The sequence below is a fragment of the Pseudomonas agarici genome (genome assembly GCF_001543125.1).
Classification (GTDB): Bacteria; Pseudomonadota; Gammaproteobacteria; order Pseudomonadales; family Pseudomonadaceae; genus Aquipseudomonas; species Aquipseudomonas agarici.
On the sequence record NZ_CP014135.1, the window covers coordinates 1,906,770 to 1,929,473 of the forward strand.

Annotated in this window: 17 protein-coding genes; all 17 read right to left on the minus strand. The window is 59.9% G+C overall.

Features of this window, described 5'->3' with window-relative positions:
• Positions 1–63: 63 nt before the first annotated feature.
• The 17 genes from fliJ to AWM79_RS08460 all read right to left on the minus strand — a co-directional run bounded on the left by fliJ (position 64) and on the right by AWM79_RS08460 (position 22,613).
• Positions 64–513, minus strand: a complete 450-nt coding sequence (gene fliJ / locus AWM79_RS08380) for a flagellar export protein FliJ (protein WP_017130147.1) — start codon at positions 511–513, stop codon at positions 64–66.
• A 6-nt stretch (positions 514–519) separates the two neighbouring features.
• Positions 520–1,878, minus strand: coding sequence for a flagellar protein export ATPase FliI (gene fliI / locus AWM79_RS08385; protein ID WP_060782591.1), 1,359 nt, complete (start codon positions 1,876–1,878; stop codon positions 520–522).
• Positions 1,868–2,650: a flagellar assembly protein FliH gene (fliH, locus tag AWM79_RS08390; protein ID WP_017130146.1), complete on the minus strand. Its 783-nt coding sequence runs from the start codon at positions 2,648–2,650 to the stop codon at positions 1,868–1,870. The genes fliI and fliH overlap by 11 nt, the downstream gene beginning before the upstream one ends.
• Before the next feature lie 10 nt (positions 2,651–2,660).
• The gene (gene fliG / locus AWM79_RS08395) at positions 2,661–3,680 is read right to left on the minus strand and encodes a flagellar motor switch protein FliG (RefSeq protein ID WP_017130145.1); all 1,020 of its coding nucleotides are present in this window, start codon (positions 3,678–3,680) and stop codon (positions 2,661–2,663) included.
• Positions 3,673–5,457 carry a flagellar basal-body MS-ring/collar protein FliF gene (gene fliF / locus AWM79_RS08400; protein ID WP_060782592.1) on the minus strand — a complete coding sequence of 595 codons (1,785 nt, stop codon included), beginning with the start codon at positions 5,455–5,457 and terminating at the stop codon, positions 3,673–3,675. Before fliF ends, fliG begins: the two co-directional genes overlap by 8 nt.
• 15 nt (positions 5,458–5,472) lie before the next feature.
• On the minus strand, positions 5,473–5,802 hold the full coding sequence (gene fliE / locus AWM79_RS08405) for a flagellar hook-basal body complex protein FliE (protein WP_060782593.1): 330 nt from the start codon (positions 5,800–5,802) through the stop codon (positions 5,473–5,475).
• Between the two features lie 134 nt (positions 5,803–5,936).
• Entirely contained in the window at positions 5,937–7,325 is a 1,389-nt protein-coding gene (locus tag AWM79_RS08410; protein WP_167375453.1) for a sigma-54-dependent transcriptional regulator, read from the minus strand.
• A gap of 8 nt (positions 7,326–7,333) precedes the next feature.
• Entirely contained in the window at positions 7,334–8,527 is a 1,194-nt protein-coding gene (locus AWM79_RS08415; RefSeq protein WP_208599944.1) for a sensor histidine kinase, read from the minus strand.
• Positions 8,528–8,655: 128 nt separating this feature from the next.
• Positions 8,656–10,131, minus strand: coding sequence for a sigma-54-dependent transcriptional regulator (locus AWM79_RS08420; RefSeq protein ID WP_060782596.1), 1,476 nt, complete (start codon positions 10,129–10,131; stop codon positions 8,656–8,658).
• Between the two features lie 170 nt (positions 10,132–10,301).
• Positions 10,302–10,598 carry a flagellar protein FliT gene (gene fliT / locus AWM79_RS08425; RefSeq protein ID WP_017130139.1) on the minus strand — a complete coding sequence of 99 codons (297 nt, stop codon included), beginning with the start codon at positions 10,596–10,598 and terminating at the stop codon, positions 10,302–10,304.
• Positions 10,599–10,611: 13 nt separating this feature from the next.
• Positions 10,612–11,007 (minus strand): flagellar export chaperone FliS, encoded by a 396-nt coding sequence (gene fliS, locus AWM79_RS08430; RefSeq protein ID WP_017130138.1) that lies wholly within the window; start codon positions 11,005–11,007, stop codon positions 10,612–10,614.
• Between the two features lie 292 nt (positions 11,008–11,299).
• Positions 11,300–12,757: a flagellar filament capping protein FliD gene (gene fliD, locus AWM79_RS08435; protein ID WP_060782597.1), complete on the minus strand. Its 1,458-nt coding sequence runs from the start codon at positions 12,755–12,757 to the stop codon at positions 11,300–11,302.
• A gap of 81 nt (positions 12,758–12,838) precedes the next feature.
• On the minus strand, positions 12,839–13,201 hold the full coding sequence (locus tag AWM79_RS08440) for a flagellar protein FlaG (protein WP_060783957.1): 363 nt from the start codon (positions 13,199–13,201) through the stop codon (positions 12,839–12,841).
• A gap of 73 nt (positions 13,202–13,274) precedes the next feature.
• Positions 13,275–14,126: a flagellin domain-containing protein gene (locus AWM79_RS08445; protein ID WP_060782598.1), complete on the minus strand. Its 852-nt coding sequence runs from the start codon at positions 14,124–14,126 to the stop codon at positions 13,275–13,277.
• A 439-nt stretch (positions 14,127–14,565) separates the two neighbouring features.
• Positions 14,566–15,492, minus strand: coding sequence for a ketoacyl-ACP synthase III (locus AWM79_RS08450; RefSeq protein ID WP_017130134.1), 927 nt, complete (start codon positions 15,490–15,492; stop codon positions 14,566–14,568).
• A 298-nt stretch (positions 15,493–15,790) separates the two neighbouring features.
• Positions 15,791–18,721, minus strand: coding sequence for a TIGR00180 family glycosyltransferase (locus tag AWM79_RS08455; protein WP_060782599.1), 2,931 nt, complete (start codon positions 18,719–18,721; stop codon positions 15,791–15,793).
• Between the two features lie 295 nt (positions 18,722–19,016).
• The gene (locus AWM79_RS08460) at positions 19,017–22,613 is read right to left on the minus strand and encodes a glycosyltransferase (RefSeq protein WP_060783958.1); all 3,597 of its coding nucleotides are present in this window, start codon (positions 22,611–22,613) and stop codon (positions 19,017–19,019) included.
• Between the last annotated feature and the right edge of the window lie 91 nt (positions 22,614–22,704).

Here is a 22,704-nt window from a genome sequence, read left to right on the forward strand (position 1 = left end):
CGATGTGTACAAGGTGTAGCACCCCACTGACAGCAGAGCAACCGAAAACGTCAAAATACCTGCTCAATACGGGCTCTGGCGCGGCAACCGCTGAGACAGCTCGTCCAGGAGTTTCTGTTCACGCTTGTCTTCCAACTGGCGAGCCTCTTCGATGTAGCGTCGCACCAACTTGCGCAAGCCTTCGACACGAGTATAGGCCTCTTGCCAGCTGACCCGGCCCTTGTCGAGGTTGTTCTGGTGCCAGGCCAGGCTCTGCCGTTGCTGGGCAACGGCGGTATCCAGCTGACTGAGGAACTGCTGATAGCCCAGCAACCATTGACTGGAAACGCCCTGGCGGCCACGCTCGATCCATTGCTCCTGGTATTGCAGACGAAATCCTTCGAGGTCGGCCAGTTTGCTTTGCGCCAGCCGCACCTGCCCCTGGAAATACCCCAGACGCTGGACAGCGGTCCGCTCAGTGCTTTGGGCCATCTCGACCACCGGCGCCAACCTCGCGACACGACTCTGGGCCATGGCCGGTCAACCGCCCGCCGCGGGCGCGAAGACCGTCGCCAGGTGTGCGTCACTCTCGCCCAGGCTGACATTGTCGTTCAGCCCCTGGCGCAGGTACTGGACCAGCGCCGGCTGCAGGGAGATCGCCGTGTCGGTCTCGCGGTCGCCGCCAGCCACATAAGCGCCGACGCTGATCAGGTCACGGCTTTGCTGGTAGCGCGACCAGAGCTGCTTGAAATATTGCGCACGCTTCATGTGTTCGGCACTGACCACCGCCGGCATCACCCGACTGATGGACGCCTCGATATCGATTGCCGGGTAGTGACCTTCCTCGGCCAGGCGCCGGGACAGCACGATATGCCCATCGAGCACCCCCCGCGCCGAGTCGGCAATCGGGTCCTGCTGGTCGTCGCCCTCGGACAGCACGGTATAGAACGCCGTGATTGAACCACCGCCGGCCTCGGCGTTACCCGCACGTTCCACCAGTTTTGGCAGCTTGGCAAAGACCGACGGCGGATAGCCCTTGGTCGCCGGTGGCTCGCCGATGGCCAGGGCGATTTCTCGCTGGGCTTGGGCGAAACGGGTCAACGAATCCATGAGTAGCAGGACATTCTTGCCCTTATCACGGAAATACTCGGCGATCCGCGTGCAATACATGGCGGCGCGCAGGCGCATCAATGGCGCATCGTCGGCGGGCGACGCGACCACCACCGAACGCTTGAGTCCTTCCTCGCCAAGAATGTGCTCGATGAACTCCTTCACTTCGCGGCCCCGCTCACCGATCAGCCCGACCACGATGATGTCGGCCTCGGTAAAGCGGGTCATCATACCCAGCAGCACACTCTTGCCCACCCCTGTGCCGGCGAACAGGCCGAGACGCTGGCCGCGGCCCACCGTCAGTAATCCGTTGATACTGCGGATGCCCACATCCAGTGGCTGATGGATGGGGTCACGCTTGAGCGGGTTGATGGTTGGGCCGTCCATCGGCACCCAATCCTCGGCCTTCATTGCCCCCTTACCATCCAGTGCTCGCCCTGCCCCGTCCAGCACCCGCCCGAGCATGCTCATGCCCATTGGCAGACGCCCGGTGTCGGCCAGTGGTACGACCCTGGCACCTGGGGCGATACCGGCCACACTGCCCACCGGCATCAGAAACACCTTGTTGCCGGAGAAGCCCATGACCTCGGCTTCGACCTGCACCGGGTGATAGCTGTCGTCGTTGATGACCAGGCAGCGAGCGCCCATGGCGGCCCGCAGGCCTTCGGCTTCGAGGGTCAGGCCAACCATGCGCACCAGGCGACCTTCGAGAATCGGCTGGCCGGGCAAGTCGATGGCATCGGCGTAGGTGCTCAGGCGTCTGCCGAAGCTGGTTCGCTCAAGGCGCATCGCACAGGTCCGCAGCACTGGTCGGTACATGAGGTTCGCCCAGCGCCAATGCCAGGTCGGGCTGGGCTGGATGCAGGGATTGCTCGTGCAATTGATCGAACAGTTGCGCCAGCGCCTGCTCGATGCGGGTTTCGACGCTGGCATCGATCCGACTGTGCTCGGTCTCGACCCGACAACCACCGGGCAGCAGAGCCTCATCCTCGACGATGCGCCAGGTCGCCTCATGGCGTTCGCGCAAGGCCTTGATCTGCTCGAAGTCCTGGGGATTGATGTACAACCGTACATTCTCGGCGCCCAGTGGCAGCAGCTTGAGGGTTTCGCGCAGGACATGCCCGATCTGGCTGGAGTCCATCTTGAGTTCGCGCTGGATGACCTGGCGAGTCATATGTCCAACCAACCCTACCAGGCTTTGCTCGATCTGCCGGTCCTGCTCGGCGATGGGGGCGAACAGGTTGCTCATCAGGGTTTCCAGGTGGACCAGCTTGGCGCTCAAGGCGACCTCGGCCTCCTGGCGTACCTTGATTTGAGTGCTGTGGAAACCTTCTCGCTCGCCCACCGCGAAACCTTCGTTGTAGGCTTCCTGGCGGATGCTCTCGAGTTCTTCGAGGGTCAGTGGCTGCACTTCCTCCAGCGGCACCTCCTCGATCTCGACCGGTGGCTCTTGCACCGGCGCAGGTTCAGGCTCCTCGACAGGCGGATCGAAGCTGGGCAACGACCATAGGTCGAAGCCTGTTACGTCCCGTGCGCGGATCAGATCGGTTGGATCAGTCATGACTTGATCCTTAGATCATCTCTTCGCCGCCCTTGCCACCGAGCACGATTTCTCCGGCTTCGGCCATACGGCGGGCGATGGTGAGAATTTCCTTTTGGGCGGCTTCGACGTCGCTGACGCGCACCGGCCCCTTGGCCTCGAGGTCGTCGCGCAGCAGCTCCGCGGCGCGCTTGGACATGTTCTTGAAGATCTTTTCCTTGACGCCCTCATCCGAGCCTTTAAGGGCAAGCACCAGTACATCGGAGGAGACCTCGCGCAACAGCGCCTGGATACCCCGGTCGTCGACGTCGGACAGGTTGTTGAAGACGAACATCAGGTCTTCGATCTGAGTCGACAGGTCCTCGTCCACTTCGCGGATCGAGTCCATCAACTGGCCTTCGATCGAGCTGTCGAGGAAGTTCATGATATCCGCGGCACGCTTGATACCGCCCAGGGTGGTACGCGCGGCGTTGGAATTGCCGGAGAACTGGCGCTCCAAAATCTGGTTGAGCTCCTTGAGGGCCGCCGGCTGTACCGTGTTCAGCGAGGAGACACGCAGGATGATGTCCAGGCGCACCTTGTGGTCGAAGTTATTCAGCACCTCGCCGGCCTGATCGGGGTCCAGGTAGGCCACCACGATTGCCTGGATCTGCGGGTGCTCGTAACGGATCACGTCCGCCACGGCGCGCGGTTCCATCCACTTGAGGCTATCCAGGCCGCTGGTATTGCCACCGAGCAGGATGCGGTCGATCAGGCCATTGGCCTTGTCTTCGCCGAGGGCCTGGGTGAGCATCTTGCGCACATAGTCATCGGAACCGACGCCCAGGCTGGTCTGGTCGCCGACAATCTCGACAAACTCGCTCATGACCTGCTCGACCTGCTCGCGATGCACGTTGCGCATCTGCGCCATGGCCACGCCAACCCGTTGAACCTCCTTGGGTCCCATGTGGCGCAACACCTGCGCGGCATCGGTGGAACCCAGCGACAGCAGCAAGATCGCGGCTTTATCGACCCGGCTCAGCTTCTGGGTGACGGCGGCGTTATTACTCATCGGCGTTAATCCATTCTTTGACGACCTGTGCCACACGGCCCGGATCTTCAGCTACCAGACTCTTGATGGCATTGAGTTGAGCGTCATAGCCTTCACTCGGGCTGGGCAAGAGGATGCTTTGCGGACCACCAAGGCTCACGCGATCATTGGCCAATTCGCCGTCCAGACCGCCCATACCGCCCAGCTCGGCATCGCCGCCGATGCCCGCCAGTTGCTTCTTGCCACCGCCAGTGATGTTGTTGAGCACCGGACGCAGCACGCCGAACACCAGCATCAGGATAAACAGCACGCCCACGACCTGCTTGACCACATCCCAAAACCAGGGTTGCGAGTAGAACGGGATATCGGCGATTACCTCCCCGCGTTCAGCGGAGAACGGCACATTGATCACACTGACGCTGTCGCCACGGCTGGCGTCGAAGCCAACGGCATCCTGGACCAGGCGGGTGAAGCGCGCCAATTCCTCGGCACTCCACGGCGCACGGCTGGTTTCGCCATTGGCGGCGTTGACCTTGACCTGATCGTCGACCACTACCGCCACTGACAGACGGGTCAGGCGACCCAGTTGCTGCTTGGTGTGACTGATAGAGCGATCCAGCTCGAAGTTTTTCGTGGATTGTTGACGCTTGTCCGCCGGGTACGGCGCCAGCATCGGCTGGCCGGTGGCGGGGTCCATGATCTGCTGGCCGTTGGCATCGAGCAGCGGCTGGCCGGGCTGCACCGGGCCCGTCGAGGCGGTGGCGCCAGCGGTGGTCTGCGGTGCCGAGGCCGGTGCCGGCGGCTGGTTGCTCAACGCGCCGGGAACACCTTGCGGACCGTTGCTGGCAGTGCGCTGCTCGGTGGTCGATTGCTCACTGCGCAACGCCGGCTGATCCGGGTTGAACTGCTCGGACGTCGATTCGACGGCGCTGAAATCCACATCGGCGGACACTTCGGCCTTATAACGGTCGTTACCCAGCACTGGCTGCAGGATATTGTGTACACGTTGGGTCAGCATGCTTTCCATGCGGCGACTGTAGTCGAACTGCTTGCCGGCCATGGTCAATTCGTTGTTCTGCGCCTGGTCGGAGAGCAGGTTGCCCTTCTGGTCGACCACGGTGATCTGCGCCTTGCTCAGTTCGGGAACACTGGTCGCCACCAGATTGATGATCGCCACCACCTGGCCCGGTTCCAACGAACGACCGGAATACAGCTCGACCAATACCGAGGCACTCGGCTTGCGCTCGTCGCGCACGAACACCGAACTCTTTGGAATCGCCAAGTGCACGCGCGCGCCCTTGACATTGTTCAGGCTGGAGATGGTCCGTGCCAACTCACCCTCCAGGCCACGGCGATAACGGGTCGCCTCCATGAACTGACTAGTGCCCAGGCCTTGATCCTTGTCGAGGATCTCGAAACCGATATTACCATCGCTGGCCGTCACACCCGCCGCCGCCAGCTTCATGCGGGCGCGGGACACGTCGTCAGCCTTGACCAACAACGCGCCGGAATTGGGTTCAACGGTGTAGGGAATATCCGCGGCCGCCAGAGTCTCCATGATCTGCTTGGCGTCCATACCGGCCAGGCTGCCATACAGCGGCCGGTAATCCGGTTGCTGAGACCACAACACCACGGCAAAGCCAATCGCCACGCTCGCGGCCAGGCCGACCATCAGGCCGACCTGACGCAGCATGGTCATCTCGGAAAGGTTTTCCAGAAAGGACAAACCAAACAGCGGTGGTTTGCCGTCTGTCGAACCGGTCTTGACCGGTACGTTATCGGCGACTGCTTCAGCCATGACTCAATCTCGTCCTTAAACCGGCATCTGCATGATGTCTTGGTAGGCCTGGACCAACTTATTGCGCACCTGGGTCAAGGCCTGGAATGAAACGCCGGCTTTCTGCGAGGAAATCATCACGTCCGTCAAGTCCACACCGCTTTTGCCGATCTCGAAGGCGTTCGCCAACTGGCCCGCGGCCTGCTGGGTGTCGTTGACCTTGCCGACGGCTTTGCCGAGCAGATCGGCAAAGCTGCTACCACTTATTTGCGGCGCCGCCACAGCCGATTTCGGTTGAGCCATGGCGTCCATTTGCATGGCCCGCATGTCCAACATCAATCGATTAAATTCAATACCCTGGCTCATGGATTGCTCTCTCCGGCGACCTGCAATTTTTTGACACTCGTGCAGCGGTTAATGAGGTGTTAGCAACAAGGGTGCCAGCTCCTTGTCGCCCCTGAACAAAAACCGCTACCGCACTGCATTAGGATTAGATTGACTCAAGTGGCGAATAAATAAGCCTCGACGTCCATGCCGGCATCGCGCATCTGCGCCAACTTGTAGCGCAACGTCCGTGGGCTGATACCCAGGCGTTGCGCCGCTTCCTTGCGCCGCCCGCGCTCGGCACGCAAAGTGTCGATGATCATCTGGAACTCGCGTCGACGCAGGTCGTCGCCCAAGGCCCCGGATTCGCCAGCCCCCCCTTCACGGGCCACCGTCTCGATCAACGGCGCCGACAGGATTGGCAAGGGTGCGCAAGCCAATGGCCCGGCCAGACAAAAATCCTCGGCCTGGATCAGTCCGCCCTGCTGCAAAATCAACGCTCGCTGAATCGCATTATCGAGTTCCCTGACATTGCCCGGCCAGGCATAACCGATCAGGCAAGCCTGGGCTTGGGGCGACAATCTAACGGCGGCATGCTTCATTTTTGCGCTGTGCTTGGTCAGCAGGCGTTCGGCCAGCGGCAGGATATCGCCAGTGCGCTCGCGCAACGGACGCCAGGCCAACGGAAATACCGACAGCCGATAATAGAGATCTTCACGAAACCGCCCTGCCGTGACTTCGCCGGCCAGGTCGCGGTTGGTGGTGGCAACCACACGGATATCCAGGGTAATCGGTTTACGGCCCCCGACCCGCTCGACCTCGCGTTCCTGCAGCACTCGCAGCAGCTTGGCTTGCAGACCGAGGGGCATTTCGGAAATCTCGTCGAGTAGAATCGTCCCGCCATCAGCTTGCTCGAACTTGCCCGCCTGGGCGGCGATGGCACCGGTAAACGCGCCCTTTTCATGCCCGAACAGGGTCGCCTCAAGCATATTGTCGGGGATTGCCGCACAGTTGATCGCGACAAACGGTTGGCAGGCGCGATGGGACTGCTGGTGGATATACCGCGCCAGTACTTCCTTGCCGGTCCCCGACTCGCCGGAAATCAGCACAGTCGAATCGCTGCGTGCCACCCGTGCCGCCAAATCGAGCAACTGGGCGCTGGCAGGCTCAGCGGCAATCGGCCCTTCGCTCTCCACCGCGCCCAACTGACCAAGCGCATGGCGCGCCACCAGATCCAGCAAAGCCTTGGGTTCGAACGGTTTGACCAGATAGTCGGCGGCCCCTTGGCGCATCGCTTGCACGGCGCGCTCGACCGCACCGTGCGCGGTTATCAGTAGCACAGGCAGCAGTGGCTGGCGCACGCGCAGCAAGCCGAGCAACTGATGCCCGTCCATGCCCGGCATATTCACATCACTGATCACCAGGCTGAACGACTCTCGCGTCACGGCCTCCAGGGCCTCCTCGGCACAGGCGACCGCGAGGCATTCATAGCCCGCCAGCAACAAGGTGTCCGCCAGTGCTTCGCGTAGCGCCCGATCGTCCTCGACCAACAGGACTTTGATCATCCCGACCATTAGTGTATCTCCATGGCGCCAGGGATCAGCGGCAGGCACAACATTGCACAGGTGCCGCGTCCCAGTCGTGAACGCAGTTGCATGTCGCCCTGGTGCGCCCTGGCAACAGCCTTGACCACGGTCAAGCCCAGACCGGTGCCGGTAGCCTTGGTGGTGAAGAAAGGTTCGCCAAGTTGCGCCAGCACTTCGGGCTCGATCCCGCTGCCGTTATCGCTGACGCTCAGGCGCAAGGTGCTCCCACGGCTGTACAAGTGCACCTTGAGGCGCACATCGCGACCGCCGGCCTGTAAGGCATTTTCAAGCAAGTTGAGCAGCGCTCCAACCAGAATATCGCGATTGCACAGCAGCTCGCCCTCATGGCTATCGCACTGCCAACGGATCGCCACGCCTTGCACGTGGACCTGTGCGGCACTCTGCAAAGCCTGCAACAACACTTTGGGCGCCAGGCGATCGGTCAGCGTCAGCTCGCCACGAGCAAACACCAACATGTCGCGCACTTGATGTTCCAGTGCGTGCAGGCGCTCTTTCAGGCGTGCGGCGAAACGTTGCTGGGTTTGCACCGGCAAGGCCTGCTCGGTGAGATGACTGGCGTACAGCAGCGCCGCCGACAACGGGGTGCGAATCTGATGGGCCAGCGAGGCCACCATCCGCCCCAGGGACGATAGCCGCTCATGGCGAGCCAACTGGCCCTGCAGGCGACGGGTTTCAGTCAGGTCATTGAGCAGCACCAGTTGCCCCGGCTCGCCTTCCAGCGAACGCGTGGCAATCGACAAACGCCGACCGTCCTTGAGGGAGACTTCATGACCGTCATCTTCACGGGGCGCAAAGCTGCGGGCGATCACCCGACGCCACAACTCACCTTCCAGCGGCAAGCCCAGTAGCTCATGGGCCGCGGGATTGGCCTCGCTGACAAAACCATGGGAGTCGATCACGATCACCCCGCCAGGCAACAGATCCAGCAGGTTCTGCAAGCGATTGGCCAGGCGCTCCTTTTCCGCCAGCTCGCTCATACGCTGGGCGCTGACCACGGCCAGTTCGCCCTTGAGCGCAGTGACTCGCGCCTCAAGCAAGCTGTAGGAGTCGCTGAGCTGCGTCGACATCTGATCGAACAGGTCGAAGGTCTGCTCAAGACCCAGCCGGTTGGCTCGCTCTACGGACGACGGTTGTCCCGGCACTGCGGGGACAGGAGACATCTGGGCGGCTTGGGGCATCGTGCTCTCTCGCTTGGCTGACCGTCATTTAAACGGAACGTTGCAGGAGACTTAGCAATACCCGTGCCTAAAAAAAACCAACTGGTTTTCAGTGACTTGAAAAACAGGCGTCAATCATCCGCCTGTTCCTCGCCCTCACGACGACTCATGCCGTACTTGCGCATCTTCTCCACCAGGGTGGTACGGCGGATGCGCAGGCGCTCGGCTGCTCGCGCAACAATGCCGTTGGCATCGTCCAGCGCTTGCTGGATCAGACCCTGCTCCAGGCTACCGAGGTAATCCTTGAGGTCCAGACCTTCGGGCGGCAGCATCGCCGAAGTACCGAAGTCCGGCGTATGACCATTGATCGCCACGCGTTCTTCCAGATCGCTACGTAGGCCGTCGACCATCTGCTCGTCTTCATCGTCGACATAGCGAAATTTCTTTGGCAGCTCGATGACGCCGATCACCCCATACGGATGCATGATCGCCATGCGCTCCACTAGGTTGGCCAGCTCGCGAACATTGCCTGGCCAGCCGTGGCGGCACAGGGACATGATCGCCGCCGAGTTGAAACGAATCGAACCGCGTTTTTCGTGCTCCATGCGCGAAATCAGCTCGTTCATCAGCAAAGGGATATCTTCGACCCGCTCGCGCAGCGGCGCCATTTCGATCGGGAAAACGTTCAGGCGGTAGTAGAGGTCTTCACGAAAACTGCCGACCTCGATCATGCTTTCGAGGTTCTTGTGGGTCGCGGCAATGATACGCACGTCCACGCTCTGGGTCTTGTTGCTGCCCACGCGCTCGAAGGTACGCTCCTGCAGCACGCGCAGCAGCTTGACCTGCATCGGTAGCGGCATGTCGCCGATTTCGTCAAGGAACAGGGTGCCACCGTTGGCCAGTTCGAAACGTCCGGCGCGACTGGTGATGGCTCCCGTAAAGGCGCCCTTCTCATGACCGAACAGTTCGCTTTCCAGCAGCTCCGCAGGAATCGCCCCACAGTTGACCGGGACGAACGGCGCATCACGGCGCTTGGAGTGATAGTGCAGGTTGCGCGCCACCACCTCCTTGCCGGTGCCGGATTCGCCGAGGATCAGCACACTGGCATCGGTATCGGCCACTTGCTGCATCATCTGGCGCACATGCTGGATGGCACGACTGGTGCCGACCAGACTGCGAAACAGGTTCGGCTCGCGCTGGCGACCACGCTCGCGAGCCTGATCATACATTTCGCGATAGACCTGGGCACGGTGCAGGGAGTCGAGCAATTTGCTGTAGCTGGGCGGCATTTCCAGACTGGAAAGAACCCGACGACGCAAGTCTTCGGATAGGTCGCTGGAAGTATTTTCACCCAAAAGCAGAACCGGAAGGAACTCATCCCAGGTTCCGAGTGTCTTTAACAAGCCCGATAGCCCCGACGGCATATTGACCGTGCCGATCAGGACACAAAGCACCTCACGACTGGAAGCCAGAGCGTCGACCGCCTGGCGCCAGTCAAGGCTCGCGCAGGACAGATTTTCTTCGCCAAGAAAATTTAAAATCACCGCCAGGTCGCGGCGGCGAACGCTATCGTCATCGATCAGCAGAATTTTAGTTTCACGCCACATGCAATAGCAACTTCCCTAGTCAACTCGATGCCCAAGATGGTGGGCAAGTTAGACGCCCGAGGTGCGATAACATCCTCAAAGACGACTTAAACCTGAAAAACAGCACTAGTTAAGTCAAAAAATCGTACCCAGTCAAATTTATGGCGCAATACGCTTCGATTAACCCGCCGTTAACCGAACAGATGGTAAACCTTTGTCGCGTTCTGCGCTTGCTGGATCTGTTGCATCTCGTCGACTATCGCTTGTCTTTGTGCCATCGCCGTTTCCAACAACTGCCGGTAGACGTGTAATAGCTCTTCCAGATGACTGCGCAAGGCATCCTCATTCAGTGATGCCTCGTTGAGCACCTCCTCCATGCAGGCACGACAGGCCAGGTCCAACTGGGCAATACTCGCCCAATCGCGCTCGGCTAAAGCCTCGACAAGGGCTTCGCGGGTCTCCTGGATACGCTGCAGTACCGAGCTCATGAAGATCTACTCCTTAAAACTGTGGTCCCGGCGCGCCGATTGTGTCCCAGCCCTCTTTGACGGTGCCGAGCAGGCCTGAGACTTCATCCAGGATCTGCGGATCGGAATGGATATTGGCCTCGACCAGTCGCTTCATCATGTAAGCGTACAGGTTGTCCAGATCCGCGAGCGTGTCGGCCTGATTTTCCAGATCCAAGCCTTCGCGCAAGCCACCGACAATGCCAATGGCCTTGCCGATCGCCACGCCTTTGGCGGCGATATCCTTGCGCTCTATGGCGCCCTTGGCCTGGGCGATACGATCCAGGCCACCCTCCATCAGCATTTGTACCAGACGGTGAGGGCTGGCCTCGGAAGTCTGTGCTTGAGCACCCACCTTCTGATATTGCCGAAGGGCTAGCATCGGGTTCATGTTCTACCTCGTCGCAACTCAAGAGTTCGTATACCCAATGTATCGCCTTCGCGCCAAAAAACTTTAGCTCGAAAGGCAAAAACCCGGCGCGCACTAAAGTGTAGCCGGGTTTTTGGCGCCAGTTTGGAAACTAGTGGCCGGTGTGGTGAGTTCTGTCAGTCAATTTCGGCTGCCACCCGCCCCTGGCCTGCATTGCCGCTCCTCGTCATAGCCCGACTATGACTCGTCACAGCACCTTGGTCATGGACGTGTGGCAGCCGAACTTGAGCTAACGAACTCACCGTACAGGCCACTAGCTGGACTTCTGTGCGTTCAGAGAGTTGAAAAACGAGGTGATACTGCTGGCCGTCGCTTTCATCTGCCCGACCAATATGTCCATTGCGTTGTACTTGGCGGTCAGGGTCGCGGTCAGGCTGGTGACTCGCACGTTCAAGGCCGTCTGCTGCTCCTGGAGTTGCTTGCTTTGGACCTGCAGGTTGGTGTTGCGCTGATCGAGCAGTCCTCCTGTTCGCAACCCCGTCGAGAGCGGCGTCCCCAGATAGGCGTCGAGCGCATGCCCCATGCGCGACAATAGACCGTTGCTGGGATCGGTCCCCGTGAACAGTTGTTGCACTTGACTGCTCATGCCACTGGTCGACATCGCCTTGTTGAAAGTGACGCTGTCGAATCCCAACTGGCCGCTCCTGTCCGTCATCACTCCCAACTGCGACAGGACCGCCAACTGGCTGCCGGTTCCAGGAGCCGTCAGCACGCTGCGAATATCGGCAATCAACGAGCGCGGCATGGAGTCGCCAGTGAAAGCGGCCGCGACGGCCGGCTTGCCATCGGCGTCGGGCGTCGCATCGGACAGTGCATTGATGGCGGTCAGCAAGGTGTTATAGGCGTCGACGAACGACTTGATCGAGGTCTGCAAACCTGTGGTATTAGTCGCAACGGTGATCGCCGCAGGAGTCGCTGGCGGCGTTCCCGCGCTGACGGCCACCAGATTCAACGTCAGACCACTGATCGCACCGGTCACCGTGTTGCTCTTACTGGTCACCTGCAGGCCATCGACGGTCAGTTTTGCATCGGTGGCGACTCCGCTGACCGCGCCCGAAGACGAGGCCAGGGGGGGGTTGGCCATAACCTGCGTACCGTCGATGACAAGCCCCGCAATACCGCTGACTTTCAGGTCCGAGCCCGCACCGGTCTTGCTCGAACTGATCACCAGGCGCGACGAGCCACTGCTATCGGTGACGATGTTAGCCGAGAAGCCATTGCTCGCCTGCGAGCTGTTGATCGCATCGCGAGTGCTCTGCAAGGTCGCGTTGGCCGGGATCGCGACATCGTAATCAATGCCATTCTGGTTGATTTTCAAGGTACCGCTGGCAATGGCACTGTTCGCGCCACCGGCAAAAGCGGCACTGGCTATTTTCGAACCGGTGGCCAGGCTCTGCACCACGACACCGTACGTACCGGCAACCACGGTATTGTCGGAACTGGCGGTCAAAATCGCCGGAGTACCCGAAGTCGCGGTATACCCGGAAAACGCCGGACTCGTCGTATTGCCAAGATTGGTCAGCGTCGCCTGAAATGCGGTCAACGCACTTTTCAGGGAACCAATGCCGGAAATCTTCAGCGTGTTGGTTTTGGTGGCTTTATCGATCTGGGTCTGCTTGGCCGACTTGTCGGCATCCACCAGAGCGGTGACGATCGCACCGATGTCCAGGCCAGAACCTAAGCCCGCGCCTGGTAAAATTGGACTTGCCATTGACTTCTCCCTTCAGCTTGCCGCCAGTCTTTTGACCCTTAACCGCGCCTAAAGAACATACAGGCACTATTCATGCCGTTGTCAGACTTCGCCGTCGAACAGCACGCTGCTCGCCGAACTTAAATTGTCCGCCAGGCTCAAGGCTTCAGCGGTCGGAATCTGCCGTACCACTTCGCCGGTCTCGCTGACGATGACCTTGACGATGACCTTCCCGGAGTGTTCATCAATGGAGAACTCCAGGTTTCGCTTGATCGACTGCACGAACTTTTCGATGTCCCGCACAGCCTGCTTGAGTCTTTCGGAGGAACCCTCATCCTTGTGCGGAGCAGGAGCGGCTTTCACTCTATCCACCTGAGGTGCCACGGTCGGCTGATCGGCCACCGGGCTTGAACTGACCGGCGTCACAGCAGGGTAAGACAGATTAAGCTTTACACTCATGTCCATCTTCATCACCTCTCAACGAAAAAAAGCGAGAGAGCGCAACCGGCACACTCTCTCGCTCAAACTCATTCCGAAATTACTGAAGCAGCTTCAGTACAGCGGAAGGCAGTTGGTTAGCCTGGGCCAGAACAGCAGTGGAAGCCTGTTGCAGGGTCTGCTGCTTGGTCAGGTTAGCGGTTTCTGCGGCGAAGTCGGTATCTTGTACGCGACCTTGTGCCGCGGTGGTGTTTTCGGTGATGTTCTGCAGGTTGGCGATGGTGCTGGTCAGGCGGTTCTGCGAAGCACCGAGGTTGGCACGAGTGGCGTTGATGGTTGCCAGTGCGGCGTCGATTGCGGTAAGGGCGTTGTCGATGTTCGCGGATAGAGTGGCGGAAGTGGCGCCGGTCAGCACAACAGTACCGCTACCTACCGACAGGCTGACGGCGTCGAACTGGGAGCTCAACACCAGGTCGATGCGGTTGGCCGAACCCACGTTGGCGCCGACTTGCAGTTGCATGGTGCCAGCTGTGCCATCCAGCAGGTTTTTGCCGTTCAGGTTGGTCGAAGCGGCGATACGGGTCAGTTCGTCGGACATCTGACCGAATTCAGCGTTGGTAGCGGTCTGGTCGGCGGAACTGTTGGTGCCGTTACGTGCCTTGATCGCCAATTCACGCATACGTTGCAGGATGTCGGTCGAAGCTTGCAGCGCGCCTTCAGCGGTCTGTGCAATGGAGATACCGTCGTTGGCGTTTTGCGTGGCCTGGACCATGCCACGGATCTGCGAGGTCATGCGGCTGGCGATCTGCAGGCCGGCGGCGTCGTCTTTGGCGCTATTGATTTTCAGGCCAGAAGACAGGCGCTGCATGGAGGTAGACAGTGCATCGGAAGCACGATTCAGGTTCTTTTGAACACTCAACGACGTGGTGTTGGTGGTTACGGTTAAAGCCATGACGAAATCCTCGTGGGTTGGGTACTGCGGCTTCCGGCCCTGGCAACCGCCGGGTGTGGCCTAGAGAACCTTCGTAATAGTTATCGTCGCGATAGCAGGTTGCTTGAGGGGTTTTTTCAAAAATTTTGCCATCAAGCTGCCATCCCTGAAAAAACGAGGGTCTAGTGGTTTGTACGGGGCGTTCGTTAGCGCAAGTTCGAAGGCCAGAAGCCCATGGCCAAAGCGCTGTGAACAGTCATGGCCCGACTATGGCGAGGAACCGCAAAGCAAGCCGGGGGCTATTGCGTATGACGCCGGGGCGACAAACCTGACCGGTGCGCCCCGCTGATCCGTGCATTGAGCGCAAAGCTTGCGCTGCGGGTACTTCGCTCAATATCCGCGCAAAAAAATAGCGCTCACGGTCAACCTACCCGCAGCGCTACTTTGCGACCTTGTGGGGTCAAGGTCGATGAATAATCGCCGAACCCCACGACAGACCGACGCCGAAGCCACTGAGGGCGACGCGCTTCCAAGTGGAATCCAGGGCATGCTTTTCCAGCAGCAACGGAATACTCGAAGACACGGTATTGCCGGTCTCGACCATGTCCTTGATGAACTTCTCCGGCTCGCCCTCGAAACGCCGCGCTACGGCGTCGACAATCGCCGCACTGCCCTGGTGGATACAGAATGCGTCGATGTCGGCCGGTTGCAGGCCGGACTCATCGAGCAGTTCGTGCAAGTGCGCCGGCACCTTCAGCAAGGCGAAGTTAAACACCTGGCGACCGTTCATGAAGAACACCCCGTCGCTGACCTTCAGGTGCGGCGCACCAGCACCGTCGGTACCGAACTTGGCCTTGCCCAACTGCCAGGGCGCATCTTCGGCCATCCAGGTCGCAGTCGCGGCATCGCCGAACAACATGGTGGTATTGCGATCCTCGGGGTCGACGATCTTCGAATACGGATCGGCGGTCACCAGCAGGCCGTTCTTCAGACCGGCGGCTTCCATGAAACCTTTCATGGCATAGATGCCATAGACGTAACCGGAACAGCCCAGGGAAATATCGAACGCCGCCACGCTGGTCGCCAGACCGAGTTTGTCCTGGACAATCGCCGCAGTGTGCGGCAGGCCTTCCTCGTCACCGTTCTGGGTGACCACGATCAGCGCATCAATGCTTTCGCGTTGGAGTTCGGGATGCCTGGCGAACAAGGCATTCACCGCTTCGACACACAGGTCCGAGGTTTCCTGACCGGGGTCTTTGCGCGGCAGAAAGGCTGAACCGATCTTACCCAGGATAAAGTCTTCATCCTTGGCGAATTTGGCACCCTGAGCGTAGTTATCCACGCCGGCTGTCGGCACGTAACTGGCAATGCTTTTTATGCCAATCATTATGGCTTCCCAATAATAAACAGCTGAATACCGCCGCTCGCAGGAATCGAGGGCGCCGACCAACAGGGATTTGCCGCCCTCCCAAAAAATGGAGTAGAAACGGCGGAGTCGAGGGGCAATCACTGACCCAAAAGGCTCAGGTGCCCGCATCCCCGGCAAATACAATACAGTGAAGATGCGCGTTATGACTCACAGGTCACGCTTATTTTGCCCGAATCCACAGATGAAGGAACTTATTCGACCAGCAAGCCGTCCAGAGGCGTATCAGCGCTGGTGGGCACTGAACGCTTCAACCCGTTCAAACCAATAACCGAGCCCAATCCGGACCGGCGGCGGCGCCCAGAGCGAAGCCTTTTCCGCTCAACGACAGGTTCAGATTGTAGGCCGGATCATGCGCGAACGCATCTGCCCACTTCTCGCGGAGTGCCTCGATCGCCGACGCGGCTTGCGCCACCTCTCCCGAGTAAAGAACCTGCACTTGCGGTGTCCAGACGATCAAGTAACCGGCCTGCCCGACTTTCAGGCACAGGTCGACATCCCCCAAGGCATCGACGAAAACTTCCTCATCCATACCACCGACGGCATTGTAGAGGTCATGGCGAATCATCAGACACACGGAGGAAACCGCGCTGTAGTTCTGTCCTACCACCAAACGCTGCAAGTAGCCCTTGGCATCCTTGTCTTCACCCACGAAAGGCGAGCCCACGGCGCCGTTCAGCCCCAGCAGCAACCCAGCCTGGAAAACCTTGGTGTCCCGATCAAACAGCTTCGCCCCCACGATCCCGACCTCCGGGCGCTGCGCTTGATTGAGCAGCGATTCAATCCAATTCGGGTTGACCACCTCACTCTCGGCCGATAACAGTACCAGGTATTCGCCCTGGGCCTGTTGGCTGGCAACGTTGTGCAACGCCGATGTCTCCAGACGCTGCTCAAGCCTGATCACACTGACCTTGCCGCCCTGGCGCGCCAGCTCCTCCAGCCAGGCCGCAACGGCAGCGGATTGGCTATGGTTATCGACAATCAACACTTCGTAGTGGGTATAGCGAGTGCGCTGCAGGACAGCGGCCAGGCAGCGTTGTAGCGCGGGCAGATTGTCCTGGCTCTGCAAGATGATCGATACCAGAGGACGTGCGGTATGCCGATAATCGATCAGATAAGTACCCGGCAACGGCGAACTCACCTGGGCCTTGTAACCGCGCGTGCCCAGATGGCGAAGCAGAGACTGGCGCTCTTGAGGGTTTTCCTGCACCTCCACCGCCCGGCTGATCAGCAGGGGCTCATCCAGATGCGCCAGCCCGGCCATGCCGCCCTGCTCGATCACCCGCAACAACAGGTCGAATTCGAGTGCCTTGCTGAAGTCGGCGCTATAGCCACCGACCGCCACCAGGACCTCGCGGCGAATCAGCCAATGGCGCGCCATCAAGGCCGGCACGCTTTGCAGCAGATCGAGGTTGAATCCCGGACGGAATACATCCATCAGCGCACCGTCCGCCGCACGTTGGATCTCATCGGTCATCACCGCCCGGCAGGAGGTTGCATCCAGCAGCTCCAGGTCGGCGCGCAACAGGCCGCTGGCAGTAAACTCGTCGCCCGCTTCAACCAGCAACAGCCACTCACAAGGCGACTGCCGCGCCACCTGGTTGAGTTTGTCGACGTAGTTGCCCAGGCTCACCCGGACAAAGTGCAGGAGGTTCTGTGGGGTGGTCGCCGCCAACGGCTCACCGGTGGTCAGGACGACGATCCGGAAGGACTTGCAATGCCCCTCCAGCAGGCTATCGAGCGTCACCTGCAGTTTATCGATATCACCCTCCAGATCGAGCACCATGATCCCGAACTGAGGCGGGCCCTGGCGAGCCGCCAGGTATTGGATCGCCGCCTCGGCTTGCTCGTGATCGGGTTGGCGGGCCTCCAGCCATTGCAGCAGACGTCCCGAGCGGGTCGCGGCGAAGGTCCGCTGATTGTGAGGATCCGGCAAGGTGTCCAGGCGCGTCGCCCAGGCGCTCATTTTCTCGGCATCTTCTTGCTCTCCGAGCAGATCCAGTTGCCGGGCCAATCGCTTGACCAGATCCCGATCAAACATATTGCAATCGTGCGCCTGCCACAAACGATCAACCACGCTTTGCGCCGTATCGTTATTACGCGCCCGTATCAGGTCGTGCTGCCGCGCCCAGACACCTTCCAGTTTTTCGAGCTGCAGACGCCCCGCCGGCAAGCCGTGGAGCAGAAACTCGATATGAGTCAACTCGTCGAAAAACACCTGGTTGTAAAACGGCATCTCGACGTACTGGCGAGGGCCGAAACGTCGCTCAGGCGCTTGCGTGGCGCTCTTCCAGTAGGACTCGAAAATGATTTCGGCTGCCAGGGCTCGCCCGCAAATCAGGCTTTCGGCCATCGCTTCGAAGGCCTGGAGTGCAAACGCCTTGCCTTCGCGCAGGTCCAAGCCGGTTTGTCCGGCGGTCAGACCCGCCAGAAACTCGGCAAACGCTTCGCGCTCGGCTACCGACTTGCTGTCGGTGAACGTCAGCGAGTGATAAACCTCGGTCTTGTGCTCCGACTGTATGTAGTTGATCTCGCGGACCACATACGCCATCGGAAGAATCCGCGCCTTGGCCTGGGCCAGCATGTAGAACGTATGGCCAATCTCCTGCCATTCGAACTTCGCGTCGTTCGGCATGGCTGCATACCAGTCGCGAAACAGCGAGGTCCGATGCACGGCATAAAACGGCGGAATGAACTGATTCATGAAATCCAGGACACGATCCTGTGCCCGCTCGGACGCATAGTCTTCACAGACTTTCTTGTCGCGCCGGTAGTAAGTCACGCTGTTGGCCAGTGCCAGGTACATCAGGCAATAACCATGGCACATACCATAATCGGGATTGGCTTCGAGGAATTTTACCGACTCGACCACCGAGTCATGGATAAGGAAGTCATCGTCGGCGGCAAACACCGTATAAGGCGTGGTGACTTGATCGATGCCATACACGACTTTGGCCTGGGCATCCCAATAACCGAATTGTGGCAGGTGCCGGTAATCGACATTGGACATGCCATCGGCCACGCCTTCACTGGTCTGCACAGAGGAGTCGAGAACAATGATCCGGCAAGGCAGCGGGCTGTAGAACTCCAATGCTCTGCGTAGGAAAGCAGGTCGGTTGTGGGTGATCAACAGCACCGTCAACAGCTCGTTCAGTGGTAACGCGTGTTCAGAACCGAAATTGCCTTGCATAACTTTTCCCCACAGTCGGCTAATCGCCCGATGAACTTAATAGTGATGTCTTTGTTTTAGACACAAGACTAATGACGCGCTGTTTGACTCACCAAGGGCCCAGGGTGTGCCAGATAATTGGCTTAGGCTTGAAGTGATGCAGTCGTTGCAGGAAACGCGCCAATTCACTGGCCTGACAGGCAGGAAAGGCCGCGAATACAGGAGGATAGGTCAGTGGTGCCGGCAGCCGAGAGGACCTTACGCCGAGTCGCTCTTTATCGAGCACCAGTCGAAGACAACCACCGGGCACTCTCGATCAGTCAGCCAACCAGCCGTGCTCCCAGTAGCGCAGGTTATCGCCCTGCAGCAGGTAGTCGCGCAGCACCACCTCGCGAAGCTGATCACCCATGCGGTAACTGGCATCGGGATCGGCCAGATGCATGCCAATAGCCTCCAGCCATTCCTCGGTGGTGTTGGTCATCACCCGCGTACAAGGCAAGTAACCTCGATAGGCGGCGGTATCGGTACAGACCACCGGGTAACCGCAAGCGCCATATTCAAGCAGGCGCAAGTTGCTCTTGCAGTCGTTGAAGATATGAAACTCCAACGGTGCCAGGGCCAGGTCCAGATTGAGGCTGGCCAGTTTCGCCGGGTAGATGCTCAGGTCGATGACGCCGTGGAATTCATGCATATACGGACGCAACTCTTCCGGGCACATGCCAAAGAACACCCAATCGACCCGGTCCGCCAACTCCCGGACGACATCGGCGATAATCGCCAGGTCCCCCGCATGGCTGGTGCCACCACCCCAGCCCACCCGTGGCTTGCTCGATGTCCGCCGTCGACTGCGCAGGCCCGTCCAGAGGTGAGGCGCGAGCATGTTCGGGACCACCCGGATATCGCTGTGCATGGACGACAAGGCATTGCCCAGCTCCGGCGTCGACACGACGACCCGGTCACACATGCCGATGCCACGACGCACCAGCCGCTCCATCTCCATCTGGTCCGGCAAGTTGCGGATGTGCCCGTTCTTGTGGGGCACCTTAATGACATAGTCATCCAGTTCATAGATGCGCCGGGCATGGCTATAGGTTTTCAAACCCGTGATTTCATTGATCGGCTGTTCGGCATAACGGCCTTGCAGGACAATCACATCAGGCGACTGACGTTCTACCTCAATGATCGTCGGCAAGTTGTAGTAGGTTCGGCCAACCGCCCTGCCCGCCGCTTCCAGCTCGATAAGCGGCTGGGTCACCCGATAGTGGCCGATAGCCGAGGCATTGACCGGCAGCGCCATGATCCTAGGCAGATGTCGACTGGAAAAAGGTGTCCAGCCTGCACACAAGCCCGGTTCCAGGCTGAAGCTGGAGCCATTGAGGCCGTCGAGTGTCAGGTTGGGATTGTACGCCGGGTCTCTGGCAATCGACGGCAACCAACGCTGGTAAAACAGCTCTTCTTCCTTGGCTCGCAACGCCTGCTCGGCTGCATTCTGGGCCACCGCTGGCTGAACGCCGATAGCCAACTGTGCGTGGGGTGTCCACACCACCAAGTGATTGCTTTGAACGATGCGCAGGCAAAGATCAACCTCATTGAGGGTGTGGGCAAAGTGTTGTTCGTCAAGCCCTCCCACGTCATCAAACACCGACTTGCGCACCAACAGGCAATCGGCACCGACCGCGCTCAGATCCTGTGTCACCTGCAACCGATACATATACCCGGAGGCATTCAGGGTCTCGCCATAGAACGGCAAGCCCGCCGGGCCGCGCAACCCGAGGATCAAGCCCGCGTGTAGGATACTGCCATCATGACTGAACAGTTTCGCCCCCACCACCCCGACTTCCGGCCGCTGGGCCTGATTGAGCATTTGCTCCAGCCATTGGCCGTCGGTGATCACGGCAAAGGGATTAAGCAGCAACAAGTACTGGCCACGAGCCTGTCGAGCCGCGAAATTACGCACTGCGGCGACATTACCTTGCCCAGGATATTCCAGCACCCGCACCAGGCTGCCGGCCAATTGCGCCATGCCGGCCAACCACGCCTTGGCCTCGACGCCTTCACTGCCATTGTCGACCAGCAGCAACTCGTATTCGGCATAAGCGGTCTTCTCCAGCAGACTCTCGACGCAACGCTGCACGGCGGCCGATTGATCCTTGCTGATAATAATGATCGACACCAGCGGTCGCTCGCCATGCCGGTACTCCACGTGGTTGAGCAACGGCGCGGAGCCGCGACGGATCTCGTGCGCGATACCCAGACGCCGCAAATGCGCACCTACGACAAGAGGGTTGAGCTCGACCAGTTCAGGCAACGAAAGCCAGTCGGCCAGGGAAAACCCCGACTCCAGCAGGATCTCGGCAATATGCTCCACGGCCTGGGTGCCCGCGAGTTCGACCAGGCGCCACAGCATATCGTGCGGTGCCAACTCACCATGGCTCACGTCAAAGCCACCCGAGGCCAGAAAGGCCTCGCGCTGGAACGCCAATGCCCGTCCGACATAGGGATAACTACGCATCAGGTCCAGGTTGAAGTCCGGCTTGAACACCGGCGCCATGGACTCCCCTTCATGCAGGCCACCTTCGTCGCTATAGACACACAGGGCCTGCGACGAGACCGCAATACGTTCGGCCAGAATCAGCAAGGCCGGCGCCACCAGCCGGTCACCGGCGCGCAGCAGATAAAACCAGTGAGCACCCTGCAACTGCGGCAGTAACTCGTTCAGTTGTTGCCTCCAGTCGTCCAGCAAGGGCAGGCGGAACACGCGCCCGTCCAGTACCGACTCGGTACAGGCACTGGACAGCACCAGCGTCAGCTCCGACGCATAGTTTTGCCCGTCGAGACTGTCGAGCGTCACCTGCAGGCCCGCATGGCTGCCCTGCTCGTCAATGACGACCGCTACGATCTTCGGCTGCGTCGCCCAGCCACTGACGGTATCGGGCAGCAACAGGCGCTGGGCGTCGGTCAGCGTGCGGCAGCCCAGCCACTGGGCATACATCTGTGCAAAGCTCTCGCTGGCAATCCCGACCCGCCAGGATTGCGTGGTCTGCTTGGTCCCCAGCGTCCGACTGAGTGGCAGTTCCTCCCAGGGGCGTGGCACTTCATCGGCGCGCACCAGGGGCACATACCGCACCCAGCCTGGCGCTGGCGCCGGCTCGCCACTGCGCGCCTTGAGCATCTGTATCAGCCAATCCATTTCGATGGTTTTTGCCTCCTTCATCGACTGCTGGTTGCTCAGCCGTTCAGGATAAAGACGCTCGACGCTCAAGACGGTGTTCAATACCACGATATTGCCGCGGCGCATCAGGCAGATGTACAGGGCCAAGTCCAGCGACGCGGCAAAACAATGCCCCGGCTGAGTCAGCGCGGGCAACAACTCGAGCATGTCCACCCGACGAAACAACGTACTGCTAAAACCACCGAAGAAATTGACCGGGAAGTTTTCACAGATCCCCAACAGATCCTCGCCCTTGAACAATCCCGAGACCGGCGACAGCGCGCTGTTCTCCAGGCGCGAGGGCAACTGAAGATTGTCCGCATCCCACAGCAGCCGCTGGCCCAGCACCAGGTTGACATCCGCCTGTCCAATCAAGACCTGTGCCTGCTGCTCGACACACCCGGAAAACAGTCGATCATCGTCGCAGAGAAACTTGATGTAGTCGCCCTGGGCCTGCTCCAGGCACGCTAGCAGGTTAGCGACAAAACCCAGTCGCTGAGGATTGCGCACGTAACGCACCGGCTTGGCCGTCTGCTCGCGGAGCGACAACACCAGCTTCTCGATCTCATCGCCCTGGCTGTCGTCGCAGACGACAACTTCCAGATTGGCGTAACTCTGAGTCAACGCGGTACTCAGCGCGGCGGCGAAAAACCGTGGATTGAAGGCTGGGATAACAACACTGACAAGCGGGATAGGGTTCACGACGAAGCTCTCAAGCGACAGGGACTCTCCCGACCGGGAGACCCCCAGGGCCGCTGAGCACAGCGGCTGATAGACGACAGTACCATTGGAA

Excerpts from the sequence above, each read along its gene's own strand:
- fliJ (WP_017130147.1), bottom strand. The coding sequence starts at position 513 with ATGGCCCAGAGTCGTGTCGCGAGGTTGGCGCCGGTGGTCGAGATGGCC.
- fliI (WP_060782591.1), bottom strand. The coding sequence starts at position 1,878 with ATGCGCCTTGAGCGAACCAGCTTCGGCAGACGCCTGAGCACCTACGCC.
- fliH (WP_017130146.1), bottom strand. The coding sequence starts at position 2,650 with ATGACTGATCCAACCGATCTGATCCGCGCACGGGACGTAACAGGCTTC.
- fliG (WP_017130145.1), bottom strand. The coding sequence starts at position 3,680 with ATGAGTAATAACGCCGCCGTCACCCAGAAGCTGAGCCGGGTCGATAAA.
- fliF (WP_060782592.1), bottom strand. The coding sequence starts at position 5,457 with ATGGCTGAAGCAGTCGCCGATAACGTACCGGTCAAGACCGGTTCGACA.
- fliE (WP_060782593.1), bottom strand. The coding sequence starts at position 5,802 with ATGAGCCAGGGTATTGAATTTAATCGATTGATGTTGGACATGCGGGCC.
- AWM79_RS08410 (WP_167375453.1), bottom strand. The coding sequence starts at position 7,325 with ATGATCAAAGTCCTGTTGGTCGAGGACGATCGGGCGCTACGCGAAGCA.
- AWM79_RS08415 (WP_208599944.1), bottom strand. The coding sequence starts at position 8,527 with ATGTCTCCTGTCCCCGCAGTGCCGGGACAACCGTCGTCCGTAGAGCGA.
- AWM79_RS08420 (WP_060782596.1), bottom strand. The coding sequence starts at position 10,131 with ATGTGGCGTGAAACTAAAATTCTGCTGATCGATGACGATAGCGTTCGC.
- fliT (WP_017130139.1), bottom strand. The coding sequence starts at position 10,598 with ATGAGCTCGGTACTGCAGCGTATCCAGGAGACCCGCGAAGCCCTTGTC.
- fliS (WP_017130138.1), bottom strand. The coding sequence starts at position 11,007 with ATGAACCCGATGCTAGCCCTTCGGCAATATCAGAAGGTGGGTGCTCAA.
- fliD (WP_060782597.1), bottom strand. The coding sequence starts at position 12,757 with ATGGCAAGTCCAATTTTACCAGGCGCGGGCTTAGGTTCTGGCCTGGAC.
- AWM79_RS08440 (WP_060783957.1), bottom strand. The coding sequence starts at position 13,201 with ATGGACATGAGTGTAAAGCTTAATCTGTCTTACCCTGCTGTGACGCCG.
- AWM79_RS08445 (WP_060782598.1), bottom strand. The coding sequence starts at position 14,126 with ATGGCTTTAACCGTAACCACCAACACCACGTCGTTGAGTGTTCAAAAG.
- AWM79_RS08450 (WP_017130134.1), bottom strand. The coding sequence starts at position 15,492 with ATGATTGGCATAAAAAGCATTGCCAGTTACGTGCCGACAGCCGGCGTG.
- AWM79_RS08455 (WP_060782599.1), bottom strand. The coding sequence starts at position 18,721 with ATGCAAGGCAATTTCGGTTCTGAACACGCGTTACCACTGAACGAGCTG.